The sequence below is a fragment of the Natrinema caseinilyticum genome (genome assembly GCF_024227435.1).
Lineage (GTDB): Archaea > Halobacteriota > Halobacteria > Halobacteriales > Natrialbaceae > Natrinema > Natrinema caseinilyticum.
This window is the reverse complement of record NZ_CP100445.1, coordinates 2459258-2482133: the sequence shown is the minus strand read 5'-3', so window position 1 is coordinate 2482133 and position 22876 is coordinate 2459258. Positions and strand designations below refer to the sequence as shown.

Here is a 22876-nt window from a genome sequence, read left to right as displayed (position 1 = left end):
CGATGGCCTCGCTGACCGGCGACGACCTCGATGGCGTAAGCGGTGGGGAAAAGTACCCCGACGGAACCGTCGTCCGCGTGTTCTGCATGCGGACAGACCGAGACGCGTACCCGTGTGGATGGGCCTACAAACTCCACTACGGCGCGACGGTCCCTGACCCGCCTCGAACGCTCGGCGACGGTACGATTCGCCGGTTCGACAATTTACACGAAGACACGAAAGGCCACGAACTCCATCTCGCACCGGATCCCGAACCGAAACGCGTCAAGTTCCCCGGAATGGTCGAACTCTGGGAGCGGTTCTGGGACGAAGTCCCGAAAACCGAGTTCGTGGTCACGTGAGGCGATCTCGACGGTGATACCCATGAACGATACTACGCCGCCGCTACACCCGATGGAGCGCGAACAGCTTCGGGCCGAATCGACGCTGATCGTCACGGTGAAGTCGCCCGACGAGTTCCACGACGACGTCACCGAGGGCATCGAGGCGCTCGAACGCGGTGACGCGGTAGATTCGACGCCGACGCTCTCGTTTACCAGCTACGACGAACTCATGGCGACGTTCACGCCACGCGTGCTCGATCTCATCGAAGCCATCCGCCGGACCGAGCCGTCCAGTATCAACGGGGCTGCGCGAGCCGTCGACCGAGACGTCAAGAACGTCCACGAGGAACTCAGTCGGCTCTCCCAGCTAGGAATCGTTTTCTTCGAAGAGAACGGACAGAGCAAGCGTCCGGTCGTCTGGTTCGACGAACTCGTCATCAACCTCCCGTTCGATCCGGAGACTGGCGACACGATGGCCGCAGCGCCGTAAGCAGGTCGCGGACGGATTTTCAAACCAGTTCCGTTTCGAGCGACCCGAAGCCACCGAACCCTCGAGCATCTCGAGGGAGCCGCCGACGCCCCGCTGAGCTCGAGATCCTCGAGAAACGGCGGGTGAAGAGCCACAGCGCGGGGGTCGAACACGTCGTCGTCGACGCGCGCTTCGAGTAGCCGGCCCGTCCTCCCTCGAGAGGGCTCCACGTCGACGGGGGTGTCGTGACATTGATACTCGCGGAGCGAATGCATCCCCTATGGACAGAAACCAGCTCATCGCCCTCATCTTTGCCTTCCTCATGATGTCCTCGATGGTCGCCTGGGGCGCGACGGCGCTCCTCTAGGAGGGCGGTTCCGGTCGGGCGAAGAGCTACCCGTCCGTGTCCCAGACGTCCGCGAGCGGGCTCGAGCGCGACGAACGCCGCGATCGGCGCGACCGCGATGGGCCGCCGTCCGTCCCGTCGTGACCGCCGGATTCGCTCCCGCTCGAGTCCCCGGTCGGTCCGGTTCCCGCCGTCGTTCCCGCGTTCGAGTTCGAGACGGAGTCGCCGAGCGCCGCACGCGGCTCGAACGCCGGGAGGTCCGGTTGCTCCATGCGGTCGACCTGCGCTTCGAACCAGTCCGGCATGTCCGTCCGGGCGCGCTCGAAGCAATCGAGCAGGCTCGAGTCGGCGAGGTACGTCGCCCCGTGGTCGTCGGGCGCGCGGACCACTCGGCCACAGGCCTGGATGACGGTCCGAAGCGTCGTCCGGTAATACCACGCCCACTGGCCCTCCTCGAGGCGGTGGGCGACCCGCGAGTCGCCGGTGTTGAGGAAGGGCGCCTTACAGATGACCTGCCAGCGACAGAGGTCGCCCTTGAGGTCGAGCGCCTCCTCCATCTTCACCGAGAGGAAGACGTCGGGATCGTCGGCGGCTTTCCAGGCCTCGAGGGCGGCGTCGCGGCCGTCGCGGTCGTGGACCCGGATCCGGTCGCCGACGCCGAAGTCGGTCAGAAGGTCGGCGAGACGCTCCTGAATGTCGTAGGAGTGGGCGTGGATGAGCCCCTTCTCGTCGGGGTGGCGCTGCATGAGGCGGACGATCGTACGGGCGATCTTCGGCGTCGTCTCCGATCGCCGCTCGTAGGTCATCTTCCCTTGCGTGACGTCGTACAGCGGCCGGTTCTCGACGGGGAACGTGTGTTCGACGTCGATCAGCGCGACGGTCTCGGGATCGAGCCCGACCTGCCGGCAGAACGCGTCCTTGTTGAGGATCGTCGCCGACAACAGCGCGAACTTGTTTCCCCGGTCCCAGACGGTGTGTTGCAGGTACTTTTCGGGGTTCATCGGCTTGATCGTCAGGGGACCACCCGGCGGGTCGTTCGCGTGCCCGCTGGCACGTTCAGCGTCGCCGTCGTCGCGGGAGCGCGGTTCGGACTGATCGACCAGCCACGTCGTCGGACTCTCCGGATCGCGGAAATCGGAGACGAACCACTCGAGTTCGCCGATGAGTTCCTGCAGACGGTCGCGTTCGCGCACCTCGCCCGGAGAGAGCGAGTCCTGTGCGAGCAGTTCGTCCTTCCGGCGCGTACAGGTTCCCGCGAGGTTTTCGGCGTACCGGACGGCTCGCTCGATCGAGTCGATATCGGGAACGCGCAACTCGTCCCAGAAGGGCACGGTTCGCGGCCCCAGTTGAATCGTCGCGTACATCTCCGCCCACTCGGCGAGGCCGTGGGCCTCGTCGACGACGACGACGTCGCGGGTTCGAAAGACCTCGCTCCCGGCAGTCTGCATGAAATAGGCGAGCGTCATCGCCGCGATCTCCCGGTTCGAGGCGATCGCCCGGTCCGAGAAGTACGGACACCGGTGTTTCACCGAGCAATCGTATCCCCGCTCGCGAACGCAGGGCGCCTGATTGACCGGCGTGTTCCGCTCGTGTGGCAGGATGCACGTGTAGTTCGACTTGCCGCGGATGACGTTCAGATCGGCCAGCAGGTCGTCCGACGCGACGTCGTCGAGCTGGGAGACCTGCGGCGTCGTGTAGTACGCGCCCGTCGCGTCGCTGGGATCGCCCTCCTCGATCGTGCGGGCACAGCCGGCCACCGCGCGGGCGAGCAGCGACTTGCCGCTGCCCGTCGGCGCGCGAACGAGGACGACGTCGTTACCGGCCGCGAACGCGTCGCGAATGTCGCGGAGGGCCTGTTGCTGCGTCCCGCGATAACTCGGCGCGGGAAACGCCTCGAAGATCCGCTCGGGATTCACCGTTCGACTCACCGCGCGGCCGCGTCCTAAATGCTGCGGACTGTCGCGCCAGGTGATGCGACGGCGTGTCCTGCGAAGCGGACGTCGATCGTGGACGCGCTCGAGCGGTATCGAAACCGCCATCTACCCACCGAAACCGCCGTCTACCCGCCGGTATCGACCGCCTACGGGAGCCGAGAGCGAATCGACCGAGGGGTAGCCGACCGATTACAAATACGAACGCCGTCCTCGGCTTTGGGTACGGAAGGGTCGCTCAGCGGAAGAGCACCGCGGTGCCACCTGGTTCCGCGGCGGCACTATGCCTCGTGGCGTTCGAATCCCACCCCTTCCGCTCACGGCGTTGGGTGTGCCGTGATTCCGCCGGCGGATCGCGACCGTGTTCACGCTCCCACGGTGTGTCAGTCGGATGGATCAACTGTCATGGGCGCGGCGGTCGGCCCGAACGCCGACGGCCGCAGAGGTACCCCCCGAACACTCCTGCTCGGTTCCGACGTGCGGGCCGGCAGAATCAGTATTCGGTCGTTTTTTGGAGTCCGTCGGGAAGCCGCTCGAGGCAGCTCTCGAGGAACGCCAGTGGCGCTTCGACGTCGATCTGTGCCAGTTCGTGAACCCGGCCTCGAGTTGAACGTGCGTCGTCCCGAGATCGGGATGGTCATCGTCCTCGTGCAAAAGCATCGAAGACTGTTGGAAAGCATTTCACTCGTCCGGTGGTAGTAGTAGATATAGGAGTGCAATCCCGACGTGATTCGAACGGCGAAACCATCACCATCACAGACCGGTGGTACGTCGCGAGAGACGAATCCACAGGGGTTGCGAGCCAAGGCGAGACGAAAATCGAAGCGATAGCGAACCTTACTGAAGCCCTCGAGTTACACGCGCGGCCAGCCCCCGAAAGTGACGAGGAAACGGAGCCATCGACGGCACCTTGGCTCTGATGTGTCAAGACACTAAACCGGCGCTACCTAGTGATTCACCAGAGCCGACGATAGCTAACTTCTAAACAAAATTACCATAATAGCCGACATTCTTTTGAGACCGACCTGTGATGTGCGTGTCATGAATCGCCGAACCGCGCTCATGGCGATCCCGACAGTCGGACTTGGCTCTGCCGGCGTCGTCTATTACGATATCGATCAGTCGGATATTCCTGTTCTGAATGACCCCGACGTAGAATCAGTGAAAGAAAACGCAGAGACGGTGCCCTACGATGAGTTATATCGGAATGTCAGTGAGTACAAAGGCGAGCCAGTAACGTACTCGAACGTCGAAATCACGGACATTCCGGAATCGAAAGACGGCTATCAAGAGTTTATTCTAAGACTCAAGACGGCCGACGCCCGCAACGGCCATTATCTGTACGGACTTTGGAACGGCGACCCGTTTCGCGAAGACGACATGGTGGAACTCTGGGGCACTGTCAACGGCACAAAAACGTATCTCACGCTGACCGGCGAGAAAACCGTCGTCGAAGTGGATCTCGTCGATATGAAATTGATAAATAACTCAAATTAAGACGGACTGTTTGCCACCACGCACTTACTATATTTTCGCTCCTACCCGTCACCCTTCGGTTTCGATATCGTTCGTGAGCGGCTTGAGAATCGACTCGTCGATGTCTTCCCAGACGAAATCATGATCGCCGACTCGCTCAACAGCGTCGAAACCAGGGAACGTTCGATTCAGTGCGGGCTCGAGGATGGGACCCTCGTCTATTCGTCATCTCGCCTTGGGTCCTCGATAAGGCGGTACTCACCGGTTGGGCGGTGACGTACTTCGGCGTAGTCACCTGCCATGAGTTGTTTGAGATTGTTCCTGGTCGTTTCGCGCGAGAATCCAGTATCGTCGGAGATATGGCCGATCGTCGCACAGGAGCAGGGCTGTTCGTCGAACCAGTCGAGTATCGCGATCATAGATCTCGTATACTGGATGGCCATACTCGTAGGCTGACTCATCCAGTCAATAGTACATTTCGAACTGCCAACTAACTCCCCGATACGTCATAGTAGATCGGCAAACCGTATAGCATTGGCGTATCGACAAACTTTTAATCCAGAACAAAATCTGGTGTAATTGAGCACGGGAATCGGCCCCAAAAGTGGCCGCGGGTGCGACAACACCCTCGACCGTGCTGGAATCACCAGCAATGAGTATACTCAGGCAGACTCACGAAACGGTTTCGGAAGAGAAGGGAGAAACGAGACTTCCTCAGATCAATCTGCGCGCAGTCGCTAGCCAAACCAGATCGAGAACCAGGGCTGTCCGACCCACGATCCGGTCCGTCACGGCGTTAGAATCCATTCACGATGGTCTCGAACGTGCCGAACACGCGGAGACCGCTCTCCAATGACACCCACCGCTCACGACCACACTCGAGTCCGCCTCGAGGAGGTCCTTTCGGAAATCGGGATGCTCGACGGCCAACTCGTCGAGCCGCTGTCGCTCGGCCCGGCGATCCAGAACGTAGAGGAGACGATCCACGTATACGAGCGACTCGACCCCGACGAGACGTTGGACGACGCGCGGGAGGGCGACCGATGACGGCCGCGCACACGTTCCCATCAACTGTCGGTGCGACCGCCCACGAGCCCGCCGTCGCCACGGCTGCCTGACGAGCACCACCGCATAGCCCACCTCCGGAACGGTGCTCCCGCAGCGAACGGCCACTGACAGTCAGTGGCCACGCCGTCGTCAAGTCGCCTCGATCAAGTACGCGACTCGACATCGTCGTGTTGTCTCGAGCACGTACGCGAACTCGAGGCGGCCGGTGAACCCATCACGGGAGCGACGGCGCTGTCCCAACCGATCGACGGCCGAGCGACGGCACCGTTCTGAGCGAACCCAGTCGCGGACCACTCTCACAGATCACATGCCATCCACCGATACCACCAGCGACGCATCGATTCATGACCGCATAGAGCGACTCGAAACTCGCGTTGCCGACCTCGAGAGCGAGAACGAAACCCTCCGGGAGACGGTCTCCGTACAGAACGACCGGATCGACACCCAGCGTGAACAGATCGAAACCCAGAACGATCGAATCAACACCCAGCGGGAACGCATCGAGACGCTCGAGGCGGAACTCGAGGAAACCCGGACCGAGAACGACCGTCGGGAAGCCCTCGCTCGAGCGGCCCTGAAGAAAGCCGGCGCGAACAAAGCCCGCATCGCCGAACTGCAGACGCGGGAACTCGAGAAGGGCGCACACCTCCGCGCCGATCACGTCGATCCGGATGCCCTCGAGGATCAGGTCGAATACCTCGAGCGGTTCACCAGAGACGACGATGTCACGTGCGTGCGCGTTCCGGACGCCGACGACCCGCTCGACCGGGGCGACTCGATCGGACTGTCCCACGCCGACCTCCTGCCGATCCAGCAACTCGCCCGGATGGACGACGACATGCTCCGGTCGACGACGAACGCGCTCCCGTCCAGACTGGCCGCGAAGCTCTGGCGAGCGCGAGCCGATCCCGACGTCGGTGACGATCCGTGGCGAACGGGATGCAAAACCGTCCGCGAGTACGTCACAGCCGGCGACATGAAACACTGGATCCGCCGACAGGAGCGCGGGATTTCGGACGCCTACGCGAAGAAACTCGTCTCGCGAACCATCGACGCCCTGCTCGAGTTCTCGAACAACCGCCTGGCGGTCCGACGGACGACAGAGCGGAAGAACGGCCTGTCGTACACGGAGCGACGGGTGCTGGTGAAGACTGACGCGTCGATACCGGGCGAACGCACGGTTCAGACGGACTCACCGGGGACAGCCGACGTCCACGGATAGCGGTGGCCACGGGAGCGGGTCACCGCCACCCTGGCCGTTCGCGGACCTCTTGGACGACCGATCAGCGCCACCGGCACCAGCCCGCACGGTCTCGGTACCTGCTGGTCCACCGTTCGATCGGTCGTCGTCGGTCAGCGCTCGAGACCGCCTCGAGTGGCGCATCCGAGGACACCAGGTATCTCTCGAGGCCCTCGGTTTCCACTCAGAACGAACGATCCGCCACGCGACACTCTCCGCGACGGCCGAAAGAATCACACACCCGTCGAATCACCGGGTCCGAAGACGCGAGGATTTCTCGTCGACCTGCTCGAGTCGCTCGACGTCCTCGACGGTCGGATGGTCGGGGATCGCCTCGAGACACGGATAACAAAGCAGGTGTTTCGTCCCGTCCTCGAGTTCCAGGGAGATCGCGGTCCCGACGGTGCCGGCGTCCGTCCCGAACGACCAGAGGTTGGCGATGCCACCCGAAACCGTGACCGTCCGGCCGCAGCCGTCGCACGAAGCCTTCGACATGCGTAAGGATGGGATCCGAACGGTGAAAATCGTTCCTCCGACGGAGTCGGCGCTCGAGAGCTGTAACCAGATAGCGGATGCTCGAGATCGGTGTCCGTTCATCGAACGTTCGAGGTCGGTGCCCGCACAGCGGTTATACGCCGTAGCATCGTACGGAGTGGCATGGAGGTGAACTGCGAGGGCTGTGCCGGCTGTTGTATGGATTGGCGATCGCTGCTCGAGGGCGACTCGGAATCGACCGACGCGAACAGCGGCGAGAACGGGGGCGAGTACGGGAGCGGCGGGGACCGCGATTCCGGGCGCCGGCCTCGTCGACGGCGCGACCCCATCGACGGCGTGGACGGAGACGCCCCGTCCCGGAAGCCGCTCGACGACGATCCGAACTTCGTCGCGCTGACCCGCGACGAGGTGCGGGCGTTCCTCGAGGCGGGGATGGGCGACGCGCTCACCCCGCGGTTCTGGGAGGCTCGCGACGAGAGCGAGGGGGTCGAAGTGGACGGCCACACCGTCGCCGCCGTCGCGGGTCGGCCCGCGTTCTTCGTGGGCCTTCGCAAGCCGCCGAAGCCGGTCGCCCCGTTCGGCCGCGAGGAGCCGACGTGGCTCCCGAGTTGCGTCTTCCTCGATCCGACGACCCTCCAGTGTCGGATCCACGAGAGCGATCTCTTTCCGGACGAGTGCGGATCGTATCCCGCGTACAATCTCGCGCTCGAGCAGGAAACCGAGTGCGAACGCGTCGAAGCGGCCGTCGGCGGTGACCGGCTACTCGAGGCCGACTCCGACGATACGGAGGGACTGCTACTGGGCTCGCAGGCGCTCGGTGCGAAGCTGTTCTCCCATCCGCGACCGGCCGATCTCGCGGGAATCGTCGGTCGGGCGGCGGCAGGCGAACTCACGCGGCGGGATCGCGCCGAGGCGATCGCGGTCGCCGCCGCCTCGAGTCCCGGGACGCTCGCGATTTCCGATCACCACTACGGGTGGGCGAAAGCGCGAGTGCTCGAGGGTGAAGGCGCCGACTCGTCGGCGGAACGCGAACCGTGGGTCGGTCCGGCAATCCGCGACTGGCACCGGCGCCACCGGGAGGGCGTCGGGGCCGTTCCACCGCCGGACGTCGCCGACGCCGTCGAGGTCGAACGTGGCGCACCCGAAACGCCGGGCTGGGATGCCCTCGAGTGACGGGCATCGAGGTGAACGGGACGAGAGGGGCGACAGAGCGCCGTGGCTGCGTGGGAACGTGGTATCGAAGAACGGGGAGTGAGAAATATCGGGCCGATCGTCGTTACTCCGATTTTATCTGCTCGAACTGGTCGAGGAGTTCTTCTGCGGATTCGCCGGAGTCGTACTCGACCTGGCCGTGGTAGATCGTCCGCTCGTCGTCGAAATCCGCGTCAACCGTCGAGGCCTGTTGTTCGCGTCGCTCGTGTTCGTCTTCGTCATAGGCACCCATTGACATGGTAAGTGTACACATGTATGGGAGAGACGATTATTAATGTAACGGTCGATCATACGCTCCGAGCCGGTGACCCGCCTCGGGACAGCAAAGCGCTTGCCGCGATGGGGCTGGCGAATCGACCGGAACCGGTCACCGCCGGCAGCGAACAGTATATGCACCCCCATCTCCTACTGAGCAACGTGGCACGGCCGCTACGCTTTCGATACTCGCCCCAGTCGTGGAGCGACGGGCGAGTGCAACACGACATTCTCAGATCGCTCCAATCGAATATCGGGGCTCGCGCCGTCACGCCGTGGTTCAAAATCGGCGGCGGTTGGCAATCACACCGCTTCGAGATGGAAAACGGCGACGTCGCCCTCTTCGCGCGTACCGACGACGAGGCCTACTGGATGGGCAACACGCAGACCCCCTCCGCGCTGTGGAAGACCGATAAGTTCGGCTGGCGGGAGGTTCCCTATCACGTCTCGCGATGGGCGAAGCGAGAACTGACCGCGACGCTCCACGAGCAAGCCCCCTGGCTCGCCGAGTATCCCCATCTCTCGTGGTTTTTCCTCCCGGTGTTCATGTCCAAGGACGGCCGCGAATCGACGCGCGCGTTCTTTCGCGACCACGACGCCGGCTTTCCCGATGCCGGCCGCCGCGAGACGACCCGTTTCTTCGAAGAATTCCTGCGAACCGGCGTCCTGGACGACTACCGCCACGTCATGTCGGGCAAACTCGGGACGAGCGACCACGTCGATCGCGTCCGGATGAGCGCCGCGATGGCCGAGTTCATCGCCGCGAAAATCCTCACCGAGGCGGGCTACGACGTGGTCCCCGAAATCGAGGTGACGACCGGTCACTCGCTCGACTTCCGGGCGGAAAACGACGATACCAACGTCCTCGTAGAAGTCACGCGCCCACAGCCGCCGCAAAAACGGGCCGCCTCCGGCCCCGTGGCCGCCGTCCGCGACACCGCCGAGACGAAAACGAACGGCCAACTGGCCGAACACGGCGGCGGCGCGGTCCTGTTCGTCGACTGCTCGAGTTTTCGCGACGACGCCTGGGCCGCCGTCCGCGGCGAGCAACCAGACGTGCGCCACCGCCCGGCCGTCGTCTACCGCGCCCGGCCGAACGGCCGCGTCGAAGGCTACCGGAAGGGATCGGTGCCTCTCGAACTGGGCGACGCCCTCGAGTTTCTGGACTGACGGCGGTTTCCGCCCTGTTAGCGGGCGACGGTTCCAGATCGATCACGAGTCGTCCGACTCGAGGTGCTGTACTCGCCGTTTCAACGCGTACCCGATCCCGCCGAGACTCGTCACTGCCGCGGGAATCCCCATCCCGGGCGTCTCGTCTCCGTTCGCTCTCGAGTCGTCCCCCGCGGGATCGGCGGATCCCGATCCTCCATCCGCCGAAGAATCGGCGGAGCCACCGTCGCCAGTCCCCGACGAGCTGTTATCCGACGCCGCGTCGCCCCCGGACGTCTCGTTGTCGCCTGTTCCGGAGCTCGAATCCCCGGATTCGCCGTCGCTTCCACTCTCCGGTGACTCGTTCCCCCAATCACCGTCGTCTCCGCTCTCCGACGATTTATCACCCGAGTTCGAGTCCGAATCGCCGGATTCGGAATCGCCCGCATCCTCCTTCGAGCCACCGTCGACGTCCAGCGCGTAGAGGTGAGTTTCGGTCCCGACGAAGAGTGATCCGTTCCGGGTTGCAATGTCAGTGGAGGGACTGTCCGTGGAGAAGAATACCTCCGACGTTCCGGACGAGATGTCCAGTGCGTATACGGCAGATCCGGACTTCGACACCTCCTCGTCCAGGAAAAATAGCGTGTCGTCCACCAGAGGCCCCGTGGTGATATCCACGTCCCCAAAGTTCCATTCGTTCCCACCAGTTGTGTGCCACTCTTCCGCACCAGAGGACACGTTTATACTATACAAGGAGTCGTCACGCCTCCCCAGTAGCGAGCCATCAGAGACGATCGTATCATTCAAGTGAAACTCATCATTCTGCCACCGTTCTTCGCCGGTCTGTATATCGACTGCGTACAACGTGGTAGGGTATTCGACGGAGCCAGAGTCTGGCACCACAGTGCGATTACTCTGGAGAAAGAGAGTTCCGTCGGCGATCGACAACGGAGTCGTCCACCTCTCGTTCGCAGTGAACGTCCATTCCACTTCGCCCGTCTTCGCATTCAAGACGGACAGGGTATCACCACCCCCGACGTAGACGGCGCCATTACGTACGAGAGAACCATCCCCGTCCTCGTCTGTCGTGAACTCCCAGACTTCCTCGTCCGTAGTCGCATCGAGGGCGAGCAGGGGATTTTTGCCATCGGCGTCCCATTTTTCGAGCAATACGTTGCCACCGGCGATCTGGAAATGGAAATCGAGAAACAGACTGGTACTGTCCTCGGTATCGGTGTCCCACCGGTACTCGGCATCGGAGTGCCACCGTTTCTCACCCGTGTCCACGTCGAACGCGTACAGGTCAGCAGTCAGGGTTTTAGCGTAGACGATTCCGTCCGCCGCTACGATTCTGTGAAATGTATCCTCGACAGTATCGGTGTCAGCACGCCATATTTCGTCACCCGTGGTCACATCCAGCGCTAGCAAGATTCCAGGTTGGTCCCCGAAATAGTCGATTTCTGTCGCCACGAGCAGCGTATCGTTCGCGACTGCCACGGGCTCGATCGACTGGGCCCCGAGGTCAAACCGCCACGCTTCGTCCCCGGTGTCGATATCCAGTGCGATCACGGACGTTCCAGTCGACTCACCCTCTTTCGATCGAGACGCAAAGACGAACTCGTCGCCCACGGTAAATTGTGACGGATCGGCCGACGGAAATTCTCGCTGCCATCGTGGGTCAGCAGTGGGTGTACCCCGTGACGCGACCGACGTGACGCGTCCGATGCTTGCCGCTGCCAGCAGACCGACGCCCGTCGTCCCCTGCAGGAACCGCCGTCGGTCTACCCCGCGCACAACTGGCCGATCCCCACCGCCTTCCTGCTGCCTTTTTTCCATGCGATTTCTGTGGGTCAGCAACACCCATAGTAATAGGACCGGTAAAAACCGATCAACAGCAAAGCGTCCGGGAACTGTGTCGTATAACGAGAGAAATACCGGCTCGCGGAGGTAAATAAGGTATCCGACGGGGACAGCTCGAGGGACTCGAACTCTCAGCCGGTGAAACGGACTCGTACGTATTTGTGGGTTGAGAACGAGGCGCACACCATGCGCGCAGCAGTCCTCGAGGAGCACGCGGAACCGCTATCGATCGAAGACGTCGACGCACCCGATCCGACGCCGACCGGTGCGGTCGTCGCGGTCGAAGCCTGCGGCGTCTGCCGGAGCGACTGGCACGGCTGGCAGGGTGACTGGGGATGGCTCGGCATCGAGACACAGCCTGGCCAGATTCTCGGCCACGAACCCGCCGGCCGGGTCGTCGCCGTCGGCGACGACGTCGAGGAGATCGACGAGGGAGACCACGTCGCGGTCCCGTTCAACCTCGGCGACGGGGTGTGTCCGCAGTGCCAGCGGGGCCACTCCAACACCTGCGAGAACGTGATGCCGCTCGGCTTCATCCAGGAGGTCCAGGGCGCGTTCGCGGAACAGGTTCACGTCCCGATCGCGGATCACAACCTCGTGAAACTCCCCGAGGGCGTCTCGTCGGTCGACATGGCCGGCCTCGGCTGTCGTTTCATGACGTCGTTCCACGCGCTTGCCCACCGCGCCGACGTCGGGGCCGGCGACTGGGTAGCGATCCACGGTTGCGGCGGCGTCGGTCTCTCGGCGGTCCACATCGCCGACGCGCTGGGCGGCAACGTCATCGCGGTCGACCTCAAAGACGAGAAACTCGAGAAGGCCCGCGAACTCGGGGCCGTCGAGACGATCAACGCCGAGGACGTGGATAACGTCCCGCGCGAAGTGAAGGGAATCACCGACGGCGGGGCGGCCATCGCGATGGACGCCCTCGGGATCGAAACGACGAGCCAGAACTCCGTAGGGAGTCTCGACACGCGCGGCCAACACATCCAGGTCGGACTCACGACCCAGGAGGAACAGGGGATGATCCACCTCCCGACGGACGCGATGGTCATGGGCGAGATCGAATTTATCGGCTCGCTCGGCATGCCGGTGACCCGCTACGACGAGATCTTCCGGATGGTCGCGACCGGGAAACTCCGACCGTCGGGGGTCGTCTCCGAGACGATCGGCCTCGAGGACGTCAGCGACAAACTCGAGGCGATGACCGACTTCGAGACGGTCGGCATTCCGGTTATCGACGAGTTCTGAAGCGGGAACGGCCGGGTGACGATCGGTACGACACACACCGATCGTCTCCGGACCGGTGTGTGGGACGCGTCTGCCACTGCAGTCACCGCGCTGGGCGGTCGCAAAATCGGTACGCCGAAGTCACCGCGCTGGGCGGCCACAAAATCGGTACGCCGAACGGCGGCTACGCTGTTTCGTCGTCGGATTCGAGGCGTTCGAAACGCCGTTTCAACAGATAGCCGACGCCGCCGAGGCTCGTTACCGCCGTGGAAATTCCCATCCCGGGTGTCTCGTCGGCGGTGTCCGCCGAACCGTCGTCGGACTCGTCGTCACCGGACTCTGCCGGATCGGAGGCGGATTCGTTCGTCTCAGCGTCTGGCGGACGCTCGTTCGATTCGTTGCCACCACCGTCTCCCGAGCCATCGTCGGGATCCGATCCGGTACCGTCCGTTTCATCGCCGCTGTCCGGCGAATCACCGCCAGTACCGGTCACTCGCTCGAGTTCTGGATACCAGTATCCAGTGCGTGTACCGTCGTGTAGTCGCTCGCAACGAAGACGGTGCCGTCCGCTATCCTCGGCTGGGTGATTGCTTCGTCGGCGGCGAACTGCCACGCTTCGTCACCCGTCGCAGCATCCAACGCGTACACGGAACTGTCGTAGTTCGCGAAGAGGGAGCCATCCACCACGGGTGACAAAGTGGGCCTGAGAGGTCCGCCCCGTCCGTAAACTCGACTCCCCACTTTTCGTCACCACCAGTATTTTCCCCCCTTACAGCCCCGACGCTCCCGATACCGACTACAGAGGTCGCACAAGCACCCACGGTAGCTTGCAGCACCCGGCGACGGTTCGGCGTCGCGGTGAGTGAGTGATCCTCTAGGTTATCACCATCTCTTTCAACCATACGTACAGCATTCGTGGATTTCCAATTAACTACCCGTCTGGTAATATCTCACGTCATGCGCGTCGTCTCCGCGGAAATCGTAACCACTCTAGTTAGCGATTCGAAAAATATGATCGACGAGACATTCAAACGTATTCACAGGATCTATCGTATACTCTCGTCTCGTTTCGAAAAACGAGTTGCCGGCATCGGGTAATAACCTGACACGAATCTCTCGCGACCGCACGAACGGAGACCATTGCGGTGATCGCAACGGACAACAATAGCTCCCCATCGCGTTATTTCCACAGTAATTTATTTGGTGTGCAACAACTAACCGTCACGGGGGCTCGAGGACGTGGTTCGAGCGGGATGTCGGCGACTGTTCGAAACTGCCGCCTCGAGCGGAGAACGTCCGGGAGTCAATACCGGAGATGTGAACGGAAAACGGTCGCTTAGAACGAGACGGCGTCGGGCGAGTACGGACTACCGACTGGCGTCGGGTCGCGGTCGCTGTAGCCGACGCGGCCGACGGCTTTGTCACTGACTGCGGAGTAGACTGCGAAGCGTGCGTCTTCCGAATTTTCGAAAGTTTCGGACTCGAGGCGGGCGAGTACGTCGCCGACCGTTTCGCTACCGTTGGGGAGTTCGAGGGTTCGATCGCCGTACTCGTCGATCAGTTCCTCGGTTGTCGCGGGGTACTCGTGGTCGTCGATGACCTCGCCGGTGCCATTGAGCAGCATTACACCCTATCTACTGTGAACGATAATTATAAACATTGTCCATCTATGTTTCCTAGTAGCAACCCATACCTAGTACACCTAATACACCCCTAGAGAATCGGAAAACGAACGACGGGATCGAGGACACGCCCGCAAGCCTGAGAAACGCATTTAGGAGCAGCCCTGTTCGCATACTGTATGCCATACGCGGATTTACACGTCCACACGACCCGCTCCGACGGGAGCCTCGAGCTCGAGGCGGTTCCGGAGGCCGCTCGCCGCGGCGGCGTCGAGGTCGTCGCGATCACGGATCACGACCGGGTGCAGCCGTTCGACGGACCGGTCGTCGAGTGCGACGGCGTCACCCTCCTCAACGGGGTCGAACTCCGGGTCGAGACGGACGGGGGCCAGCGAGTCGACTTGCTCGGCTACGGACTCGAGCCGAGCGCGGATCTCGAGGCCATTCTGGCGGACATCCAGGCGAACCGAATCGAGCGGGGGCGTGCGATCGTCGACCGTGTCGAGTCGCGACTCGGTATCGACCTCGGCGTGACGATCGGCGGCGGGTTCGGGCGACCGCACATCGCGCGGGCGATCGAAGCCCACCCCGACGTCGAGTACGATTATCAGGGCGCGTTCGATCACCTCATCGGCTCCGATTGCCCGTGTTACGTGCCCCGGGACGTCCCGCCGTTCGAACGGGGACGCAAGGCGCTGGCCGAGTCGTCTCGGCTCGTTTCGCTGGCCCATCCGTTGCGGTACCGCGATCCGGAAGGCGCGCTCGCGCTGGCGGCCGACCTGGACGCCGTCGAACGACAGTATCCGTACGGCCGGGACGTCGACTGCGAACCCGTCGAGCGGGTGATCGAGTGTTACGACCTGCTCACGACCGGCGGGAGCGACGCCCACGACGAGCGACTCGGGGTCGATGGACTCTCGCGTCAGGCCTACGAGCGTCTCGATCTCCCGACGTAGCCACGGACCGTTCGGACGCTCGGAGTGTGGCCGATCGAAGCATCTGACAAAATTCAGATCTATCCACAGTCGCCGGATACTGTCCTCGCTCCTTCGCCGATAGCGGAGGGTTCAATGCATCGTGGTCCCAATGGTCAGGTATGAACTGTCACTACTGTGACCGCGAGGCCGCCTTCGCCGCGGAGTCCGACGGACTCAGAGTGGGCCTTTGCGAGGAACACTTCCGCGAGCGGTTACAGGAGCTCGCCGAAGCTGATGGGCTCGAGAGCCTCAAGGAACGGGTCGACGTCGACCGCGCCGAGTAATTCTACGCCGTTCGGCCGGCGTCGACGTCGATAGCATCGACGGGGCAGACATCGACGCAGAGCATACAATCGATACACTGGGCTTCCTTGGCCGGGTCCGCTTTCTCTTCACTTTCGGGGTGGCCCGGCGTCTCGACCCACTCGAAGACGTCGACCGGACAGTCCTCGAGACAGGCACCGTCCGCGATGCAGAGGTCGAAATCGACCGCGACGTGCGTGCCGTGGATACCGAGTTCTTCCGGTTCGTCGACGGGACCCCAGACGACGTGTCCCTCGTGTTCGTCGACCTGTTCGCGGTTCTCGTGGAACTGTGGGTCTATGGCCATTGCTAACAGACAGATGGTGGGACGCGTACTTAAAGATACGTGCTGGCGGTCGCTCCGTCGGCCGAGACGGAGCCGACATCGAGGCCTTCGCGGTCGCGAGTGTCGTCGTCCGAGACGACTTCGCCGTCGAATCGAGTACCCGGAATCGCCGTCGACGAGCGCGGACGGACGAGCGGCTCAGATCCCCGGACGCGGAGCGCGACGGAGCCTCGAGATGCTCGTCACCCCGATTTCCGGTCGCGATCCGCGAGGCGGTCATCGAGTAACTCGCGGATCCAGACGGCGAAGCCGTGATCGCGGCCGTAGGTCCAGACGGCCACCTCGTCGTGTACGTCCGGGAGGTCGCTCTCTCTGAGTCCGGCCGCGAGGATCGCTCGCTGATCGACCATGAGCAACTGCGCCGGCCACTGGCCGCGAACGTCGTTCGTTCGCTCGAGATCCGGTGCGACTGCGATCGTTGCCCCCGGAACCGCTGCCGCGAAGTCCTCGCGATCGGCCTCCGTGGGCACTTCGAGGTACAGGTCGACGTTTCGGTCATCGGCCGACGCCAGCGTCGCGAGGATTCGGTCGTCGACGACCTCGGTCGCCGGGATCAGGTACTGGACCGTGTTCTCTGCGTCCTCGAGGAAGGTGACGACCCGTTCCGTAACGTGTTCTCGCTTCCCGATCGCCCAGACACCTTCGTCCTCCGGTGATTCGGGCGTTTCGAGCTGTCTGAGGGCGTTCTCCGCGGCGTCGATACGGTCGTCGAAGTCCTCGCGGAGCAGTTGACACGCGGTCTCGACCGGGACGCCCTTGTACTCGCGGGGGTCGGTCTGCTGGACGCTGACCAATCCCTTGCGCTCGAGTCGCTCGATGGTGTCGTACACCCGCGATCGAGGGACGTCCGCGACCTGGCTCACCTCCTTTGCGGTCCCCTTCGAGAGGCGGGTGAGCGCGACGAAACAGCGGGCCTCGTACTCCGTTAGACCGAGTTCCTCGAGACTCGTGACCGCTTCTTCGGGGTCGGGCACGAGTCGCTTCACGACCAGCGAGGGGGAAAATCTGCGGCCTTCTCCCGCCACGCGGTTAAACGACGGTCAGTCGAACGTTCTAAAGGAGGCCCCGCCGCAGGGACAGCCGTTGGCGCACCCGATCGGTCGGATCTCGTCGGAGGTGAGCCAGACGGCGAACGCTCTGCCGCAATCCGTACACCGTGCCGCACCTCTCTGCCGAGATTGTGCGTTCATCGACCGTTGTTCTCGGGCTGTACGGATAAACCGATCGTGAGGCGGGTCGAAGTCCACGACCGTGTGTTCCGGCCGTAACAACAGGGCGAGCGTTCTCGAGCGCCGACGGTATCGCAGGACGGTCGGGGTCGACGGTGGCGAGAACGAGGCGGCCGGCCGCGACCGGCCGAGACGTTCGTGTGTCCCACTGTGAGCACACCTCCGATCGACTATCTCGTCGTCGAAGAAAAGGCGTATGAGCGCGGGCGAAGAGAGAATGGGTAGTCATGTCACTCGAGACTGGTTCGCGGCCTGTCAATCTCGCCGAGACGAGTATCTCCGACTCGTGGCTCTCGGGGCTAGCCGCTCGTGTCGATTCGAACGGGGCCGAAACGATCGACGTGCGGGCCTCGGCGACGGACGCTGTGATCGGATCGATCCCCGACTGCACCGAGGCCGACGTCGAGCGGGCCGTCGAGCGTGCCCGAAACGCCCAGTCGTCGTGGGCCGAAACCTCGGTCGACGAGCGCGGCGAACGGATCGATCGCTTCGGCGACCTCGTCTTGAAACACCGCGCGAAACTGCTCGACTGCCTCCAACTCGAGACGGGCAAGTCCCGCCGCGACGCGGTCGAGGAGGTCCTCGACGTCGCGTTCACCTGCTCGTACTACGCCGATCGCGCCGCTGGAGCGCTCGACGACGAGCGGCGCCGCGGGGTGTTCCCGGTGGCGACGACGGCCCGCGTGACCTACGAGCCGGTCGGCGTCGTCGGGGCGATCTCGCCGTGGAACTATCCGCTCACGCTGTCGCTGACCGACGTCCTGCCCGCGCTCCTCGCCGGCAACACCGTCGTCCTCAAACCCGACGAGAAGACACCCTACACTGCACTCGCGCTCGCGGAGCTGCTCGAGCGAGCGGGGCTGCCCGACGGCTGCTTCGAGATCGTCACCGGGCGCGGGGCGACGGTCGGCCCGGCCCTGATCGACCGCGTCGACTACGTCTCGTTTACCGGAAGCACCGAGACGGGCCGGTCAGTCGCCGAACGGGCGGGACGAAATCTGATCGATTGCTCGCTCGAGTTGGGCGGGAAGAACCCGCTGGTCGTCCTCGACGATGCCGACGTCGAGACGGCCGCCCGCGGGGCGGTCCAGGCCTGTTTCACGAACGCCGGCCAACTGTGTCTCGCCGCCGAGCGACTCTACGTCGCCGAGGCGGTCTACGACGAATTTCTCGAGGCCTTCGTCGAGGCGACGCGAGGACTCACGCTCGGGACCGCCTTCGACTTCGCGGACGACGTCGGATCGCTGATCGACGGCGACCAGCTCGAGCGCGTCGAGGCCCACGTGGAGGACGCACGCGAGCGGGGCGCGACGGTTCGCACGGGCGGAAAGCGCCGACCGGACGTCGGGCCGTTCTGCTACGAGCCGACGATTTTGACCGACGTCGACCGAGACGCGACGGCCGCGTGCGAAGAGACGTTCGGCCCGGTCGTCTCGGTCGAATCCGTTCCCGACGTCGCGACGGCTATCGAACGGGCGAACGACTCGGACTACGGCCTGAACGCGAGCGTCTGGACCGGCGACCGACAGCGCGGCGTCGCCGTCGCTCGCGAAATCGACTGCGGGACGGTCTGCGTCAACGACGCGTACATCTCCGGCTGGGCGGCCGTCGACGCGCCGATGGGCGGCTTCGGTGACTCCGGACTCGGTCGCCGACACGGTCCCGAGGGAGTAAAGCGCTACCTCGAGTCGCGGACGATCGCGACCTCCCGGATCGGGCCGCTCGACGTGCCGCCGACGGTCCCGACGTCGTGGTACGCCCGCGGAATGTTCACGCTCGCACGCGTCCAGAACCGATTACCGACCGTCTCGAGCACGAGACGGTGGCTCGAAGACGCGACGTCCTCGCTCCGAGAGGCGAGGTCCTGACCACCGAACTCGCGAGCGAGGCGCTTTTGCGGCTCCCGTCGAATATCCGCGTATGGATCTCACACACCGACCCCGACGACTCCGACGGGATCGGGTTCGCGGGCTGGTCAGCGAGACCAGCCTCGAGCCCGCCGACCTGATCGCGCCGGTGTTCGTCGATGCGACGACCGACGAGCGCGTCCCGATCGAGTCGATGCCGGGCCACGAGCGGGTGCCGATCGGTGACGCGGTCGACCGCGTCGAAGAAGTCAGAGAGACCGGCATCGAGGCGGTCATGCTCTTTGGCATTCCCGAATCGAAAGATCCCGAGGGCAGGCGCGCCTGGGCGGAGGACGGCGTCATTCAGGACGCGCTCCGGCGGATCACGGCCGAAACCGACGCGTACGTCATCACCGACGTCTGTCTCTGCGAGTACACGGACCACGGTCACTGCGGGCCGCTCGAGGAAGAACTGCGGCGCGAGGGCAGCGTCGTCGATCACGGGCCGGCCTGCGAACCGACGCTGACCGTCGACAACGACGCGACGCTCGAGTCCCTCGAAAAGATCGTCGTCTCTCACGCCCGCGCGGGAGCGGACATGGTCGCACCGAGCGGAATGATGGACGGAATGGTGGGCGTCATCCGCGATGCGCTCGATCGCGACGGATTCGAACACGTCCCGATCATGAGCTACGCGGCCAAGTACGAGAGCGCGTTCTACGGTCCGTTCCGCGATGCCGCCGACGGCGCGCCGTCGTTCGGTAACCGACGGCACTACCAGATGGACCCCGCGAACTCCCGGGAGGCCCTGCGGGAGGTCCGCCTCGACGCCGAACAGGGTGTCGACGTCCTGATGGTCAAACCCGCGCTGCCGTACCTCGACATCGTCAGCGCCGTCCGCCGGGAATTCGACCATCCCGTCGCCGCGTACAACGTCTCCGGTGAGTACGCGATGCTTCACGCGGCCGCCGAAAAGGGCTGGCTGGATCTCGAGGCTGTCGCACTCGAGTCGCTGCTCTCGATCAAGCGAGCGGGCGCGGATCTGATTTTGACGTACTTCGCCGAGGACGTCGCGGGGCGACTGTCCGCCGATCGCCGCCGAGAGGCCCGATCGGCCGCGAACTGAGGAAGTCGGACACCGTCGAGAAGCGCCGTCGTAGGCGAGCGTTCCGAACCACACACCGGTATCGCCGGGTTCGGCGCCGCTGCCGGGAGGAACTCGTCCGTTAACGGTCGATTCTGACGAACGTCCATCGAACTCGGTTTGTGTCCTCACGAGTGGCAATATCTGCCGCGCGTGAGCGCTCTCTGGCCCTCGAGGACGTGAAAACGGCCCCACGGGACGAATGACTGCCCATCTCGAGTCGTTTGGAGGTTTACAAAGAGAGAATATATAACCACTACTCGATAAATTCGTAAGATCGAATCCCCTTATACACATTAAACCACCTCTAGATTTGTTTGGTTGTCCCTATTACCCCAATATTTCCGACCAAGTGTTAACGCTAATCCTTATATGATGCAAAGGCATCGGCTCCAAACGTGATTCAGAAGAAAACCACGAAGTCGATTGACCCAGACGTGGACGAACGTCTACAATGTATCGGTGACGAAACGAGCGCAACAGGGGTGGCTGCCTGATGGAACCGACGCTGCTCCAGTCGGACGTGGAGGTACTCGCGGAGGGAATCAACCTCGTGTGGGTCCTTTTGGTGTCGTTCCTGATCTTCTTCATGCACGCCGGCTTCGCCATGCTCGAAGCGGGCCAGGTGCGTTCGAAGAACGTCGCGAACCAGTTGACGAAGAACCTCCTGACCTGGTCGGTCGGCGTGACGGTGTTCTTCCTCATCGGCGTCGGCGTCGACGGCCTCGTCGCGGGAAGCGGCTTCGCACCCGGATTCGACGTCGGGGGAGTCAACGACTGGGTCGGGTGGCTGTTCGGCGCCGTCTTCGCGATGACGGCCGCCACGATCGTCTCGGGGGCGGTCGCCGGTCGCGCGAAGCTCCGCGCGTACGTCGCGTACACCTTCCTGCTGGCTGCGGTGATCTACCCGGTCGTGACCGGCCTCACGTGGTCCGGCGGGCTGCTCTCGTACAACGGCGTGGTGTTCGACGACTTCGCTGGCGGGATGATCGTCCACGGAATGGGCGGCATCGCCGGACTCACCGCCGCCTGGATGCTCGGACCGCGCCTCGAGCGCTACAACGAGGACGGCTCCGCGAACGTCATTCCCGGTCACTCGCTGACCTTCGCCGTGCTCGGGACGCTCATTCTCGCGTTCGGCTGGTACGGCTTCAACGTCGGTACCGCCGCGGAAGTCATCGCGATCACCGACGAAGGGCTCGCGCTCGGCGACTTCGCCTACGTCGGCCGCGTCGCGATGACCACGACGATCGCGATGGCGTGCGGCGCGATGGGAGCCGGACTCGTCGCGTGGCTCAAGACCGGAAAAGTCGACACCCTGTACGTCGCGAATGGGTTGCTCGCCGGCCTCGTCGGCATCACCGCGATTCCCCACGCGTCGACCTGGTGGGGCGCGTTCCTCGTCGGCGGTCTCGCCGGCGCGCAGTTGCCGATCGTCTTCGGGGTCGTCGAGAACTACCTGAAGATCGACGACGTCTGTGCGGTCTTCCCGGTCCACGGTTCGGCCGGCGTCCTCGGGACGCTGCTGCTCCCGGTCGTCGCCTCGCCCGAGTACATGAGCGGGATCAGCGGCTCCCGCGTCGACGTGTTCGTCGCGCAGGTCGTCGGCGTCGTCGTCATCGCCGGCTGGACGATCGCCGCGACCGCAGCGGTCTGGGGCGCGCTCAAGGCCGTCGGCCAGGCGCGCGTCACGCCCGAACACGAGCGCGACGGCCTCGACGTTTCCGAACACGGCGTCGACACCTACCCCGAGTTCGGACAACCCGACGTCGCCACCGACGGCGGCAGCGCAGACGGGATCGTTCGCACTGACGGGGGCGAGAAATTCGCCGAATCGCGATCCTCGTCAGAACTCCGTTCTGACGGTGGTGAGCCGAACGACGGCCGGATAAAGATGGTCACCGCGATCGTTCGCCCCGACCGCCTCGGCGAGATCAAGCAATCCCTCGCCGAAGCCGGCGCGCCGTCGCTGACCGTCACTAACGTCTCCGGGCGCGGCTCCCAACCCGCGAAGAAGGGGCAGTGGCGCGGCGAAGAGTACACGGTCGACCTCCACCAGAAGGTCAAGATCGAGTGCGTCGTCGCCGACATCCCGGCCGAGGAGGTCGTCGCTGCAATCCGCGAGGCCGCCGAAACCGGCGAACCGGGCGACGGAAAGATCTTCGTCCTGCCGGTCGAAGCCGCGACGCAGGTTCGAACCGGCAAGACCGGGCCCGACGCTGTCTGAGATCGAGAATCGCAGTCGACGGGTCCGGGCTCACCCCCGTCGATTCGTACCGTGACCCCTCTCGCGGTCGTCCGGCGACTGGTGGCCCCGCATCGACGTGATTCGGGCGTCAGGCCCGCTCCGGGCTGAC

General features: G+C 63.8%; 23 protein-coding genes and 1 tRNA gene. 15 read left to right on the top strand and 9 right to left on the bottom strand.

Translation table 11 applies throughout. The annotated features are described in order from the left end of the window. The first annotated feature begins 2 nt into the window (after positions 1–2). Together NJT13_RS12150 and NJT13_RS12145 are read left to right on the top strand one after the other, a co-directional pair. Entirely contained in the window at positions 3–341 is a 339-nt protein-coding gene (locus tag NJT13_RS12150; protein ID WP_254521899.1) for a toxin-antitoxin system TumE family protein, read from the top strand. 22 nt (positions 342–363) lie between these two features. Further along, on the top strand, positions 364–813 hold the full coding sequence (locus NJT13_RS12145; protein WP_254521898.1) for an HVO_A0114 family putative DNA-binding protein: 450 nt from the start codon (positions 364–366) through the stop codon (positions 811–813). A gap of 372 nt (positions 814–1185) precedes the next feature. Here the strand turns inward: NJT13_RS12145 and NJT13_RS12140 are convergent, their stop codons facing one another. Then, positions 1186–3054: a helicase C-terminal domain-containing protein gene (locus NJT13_RS12140; RefSeq protein WP_254525456.1), complete on the bottom strand. Its 1869-nt coding sequence runs from the start codon at positions 3052–3054 to the stop codon at positions 1186–1188. A 242-nt stretch (positions 3055–3296) separates the two neighbouring features. On the opposite strand from NJT13_RS12140, the gene NJT13_RS12135 reads away from it, so the two are divergent. The 5 genes from NJT13_RS12135 to NJT13_RS12120 all read left to right on the top strand — a co-directional run bounded on the left by NJT13_RS12135 (position 3297) and on the right by NJT13_RS12120 (position 6835). Next, positions 3297–3385, top strand: a tRNA-Gly gene (locus NJT13_RS12135). A gap of 376 nt (positions 3386–3761) precedes the next feature. Continuing rightward, positions 3762–3989 carry a type II toxin-antitoxin system HicB family antitoxin gene (locus NJT13_RS23495; RefSeq protein ID WP_425499753.1) on the top strand — a complete coding sequence of 76 codons (228 nt, stop codon included), beginning with the start codon at positions 3762–3764 and terminating at the stop codon, positions 3987–3989. 121 nt (positions 3990–4110) lie between these two features. Then, positions 4111–4566 carry a hypothetical protein gene (locus NJT13_RS12130; RefSeq protein ID WP_254521897.1) on the top strand — a complete coding sequence of 152 codons (456 nt, stop codon included), beginning with the start codon at positions 4111–4113 and terminating at the stop codon, positions 4564–4566. A gap of 831 nt (positions 4567–5397) precedes the next feature. Further along, the gene (locus NJT13_RS12125; protein WP_254521896.1) at positions 5398–5592 is read left to right on the top strand and encodes a hypothetical protein; all 195 of its coding nucleotides are present in this window, start codon (positions 5398–5400) and stop codon (positions 5590–5592) included. A 328-nt stretch (positions 5593–5920) separates the two neighbouring features. Beyond that, positions 5921–6835 carry a DUF8008 family protein gene (locus NJT13_RS12120; RefSeq protein WP_254521895.1) on the top strand — a complete coding sequence of 305 codons (915 nt, stop codon included), beginning with the start codon at positions 5921–5923 and terminating at the stop codon, positions 6833–6835. Positions 6836–7102: 267 nt separating this feature from the next. Here NJT13_RS12120 and NJT13_RS12115 read toward each other — a convergent pair whose 3' ends face one another. After that, on the bottom strand, positions 7103–7348 hold the full coding sequence (locus tag NJT13_RS12115; protein ID WP_254521894.1) for a DUF7561 family protein: 246 nt from the start codon (positions 7346–7348) through the stop codon (positions 7103–7105). Positions 7349–7510: 162 nt separating this feature from the next. Between NJT13_RS12115 and NJT13_RS12110 the strand changes: the two genes are divergently transcribed. Further along, complete coding sequence (locus NJT13_RS12110; protein WP_254521893.1) at positions 7511–8521, top strand: YkgJ family cysteine cluster protein; 1011 nt, start codon at positions 7511–7513, stop codon at positions 8519–8521. Positions 8522–8624: 103 nt separating this feature from the next. On the opposite strand, the gene NJT13_RS12105 is transcribed toward NJT13_RS12110, so the two are convergent. Beyond that, positions 8625–8798 carry a DUF5786 family protein gene (locus NJT13_RS12105; RefSeq protein ID WP_254521892.1) on the bottom strand — a complete coding sequence of 58 codons (174 nt, stop codon included), beginning with the start codon at positions 8796–8798 and terminating at the stop codon, positions 8625–8627. Positions 8799–8977: 179 nt separating this feature from the next. Here NJT13_RS12105 and NJT13_RS12100 point away from each other — a divergent pair, with 179 nt between their 5' ends. After that, entirely contained in the window at positions 8978–9985 is a 1008-nt protein-coding gene (locus NJT13_RS12100) for a DUF5784 family protein (RefSeq protein WP_254525455.1), read from the top strand. Positions 9986–10027: 42 nt separating this feature from the next. Here the strand turns inward: NJT13_RS12100 and NJT13_RS12095 are convergent, their stop codons facing one another. Continuing rightward, on the bottom strand, positions 10028–11800 hold the full coding sequence (locus NJT13_RS12095) for an outer membrane protein assembly factor BamB family protein (RefSeq protein ID WP_254521891.1): 1773 nt from the start codon (positions 11798–11800) through the stop codon (positions 10028–10030). Positions 11801–12010: 210 nt separating this feature from the next. Between NJT13_RS12095 and NJT13_RS12090 the strand changes: the two genes are divergently transcribed. Next, a complete protein-coding gene (locus NJT13_RS12090) occupies positions 12011–13072 on the top strand; it encodes a zinc-dependent alcohol dehydrogenase family protein (RefSeq protein WP_254521890.1) in 1062 nt (353 codons plus the stop codon). A 163-nt stretch (positions 13073–13235) separates the two neighbouring features. Here NJT13_RS12090 and NJT13_RS12085 read toward each other — a convergent pair whose 3' ends face one another. The 3 genes from NJT13_RS12085 to NJT13_RS12075 all read right to left on the bottom strand — a co-directional run bounded on the left by NJT13_RS12085 (position 13236) and on the right by NJT13_RS12075 (position 14675). Continuing rightward, positions 13236–13544, bottom strand: a complete 309-nt coding sequence (locus NJT13_RS12085) for a hypothetical protein (protein ID WP_254521889.1) — start codon at positions 13542–13544, stop codon at positions 13236–13238. After that, a complete protein-coding gene (locus NJT13_RS12080; RefSeq protein WP_254521888.1) occupies positions 13541–13735 on the bottom strand; it encodes an outer membrane protein assembly factor BamB family protein in 195 nt (64 codons plus the stop codon). Before NJT13_RS12080 ends, NJT13_RS12085 begins: the two co-directional genes overlap by 4 nt. 652 nt (positions 13736–14387) lie before the next feature. After that, positions 14388–14675, bottom strand: coding sequence for a DUF5789 family protein (locus NJT13_RS12075; protein WP_254521887.1), 288 nt, complete (start codon positions 14673–14675; stop codon positions 14388–14390). A 177-nt stretch (positions 14676–14852) separates the two neighbouring features. On the opposite strand from NJT13_RS12075, the gene NJT13_RS12070 reads away from it, so the two are divergent. Then, positions 14853–15629, top strand: a complete 777-nt coding sequence (locus tag NJT13_RS12070) for a PHP domain-containing protein (protein ID WP_254521886.1) — start codon at positions 14853–14855, stop codon at positions 15627–15629. Positions 15630–15769: 140 nt separating this feature from the next. Further along, positions 15770–15934: a DUF6757 family protein gene (locus NJT13_RS12065; protein ID WP_254521885.1), complete on the top strand. Its 165-nt coding sequence runs from the start codon at positions 15770–15772 to the stop codon at positions 15932–15934. Positions 15935–15936: 2 nt separating this feature from the next. Here the strand turns inward: NJT13_RS12065 and NJT13_RS12060 are convergent, their stop codons facing one another. Both NJT13_RS12060 and NJT13_RS12055 read right to left on the bottom strand, forming a co-directional pair. Continuing rightward, on the bottom strand, positions 15937–16260 hold the full coding sequence (locus tag NJT13_RS12060) for a 4Fe-4S dicluster domain-containing protein (RefSeq protein WP_254521884.1): 324 nt from the start codon (positions 16258–16260) through the stop codon (positions 15937–15939). A 221-nt stretch (positions 16261–16481) separates the two neighbouring features. Beyond that, entirely contained in the window at positions 16482–17273 is a 792-nt protein-coding gene (locus NJT13_RS12055) for a TrmB family transcriptional regulator (RefSeq protein WP_254521883.1), read from the bottom strand. 482 nt (positions 17274–17755) lie between these two features. On the opposite strand from NJT13_RS12055, the gene NJT13_RS12050 reads away from it, so the two are divergent. The 3 genes from NJT13_RS12050 to NJT13_RS12040 all read left to right on the top strand — a co-directional run bounded on the left by NJT13_RS12050 (position 17756) and on the right by NJT13_RS12040 (position 22746). Beyond that, positions 17756–19396, top strand: a complete 1641-nt coding sequence (locus NJT13_RS12050; protein WP_254521882.1) for a succinic semialdehyde dehydrogenase — start codon at positions 17756–17758, stop codon at positions 19394–19396. Between the two features lie 52 nt (positions 19397–19448). Then, a complete protein-coding gene (hemB, locus tag NJT13_RS12045; protein WP_254521881.1) occupies positions 19449–20501 on the top strand; it encodes a porphobilinogen synthase in 1053 nt (350 codons plus the stop codon). 514 nt (positions 20502–21015) lie between these two features. Next, positions 21016–22746: an ammonium transporter gene (locus NJT13_RS12040; RefSeq protein WP_254521880.1), complete on the top strand. Its 1731-nt coding sequence runs from the start codon at positions 21016–21018 to the stop codon at positions 22744–22746. The last annotated feature ends 130 nt before the right edge of the window (positions 22747–22876 follow it).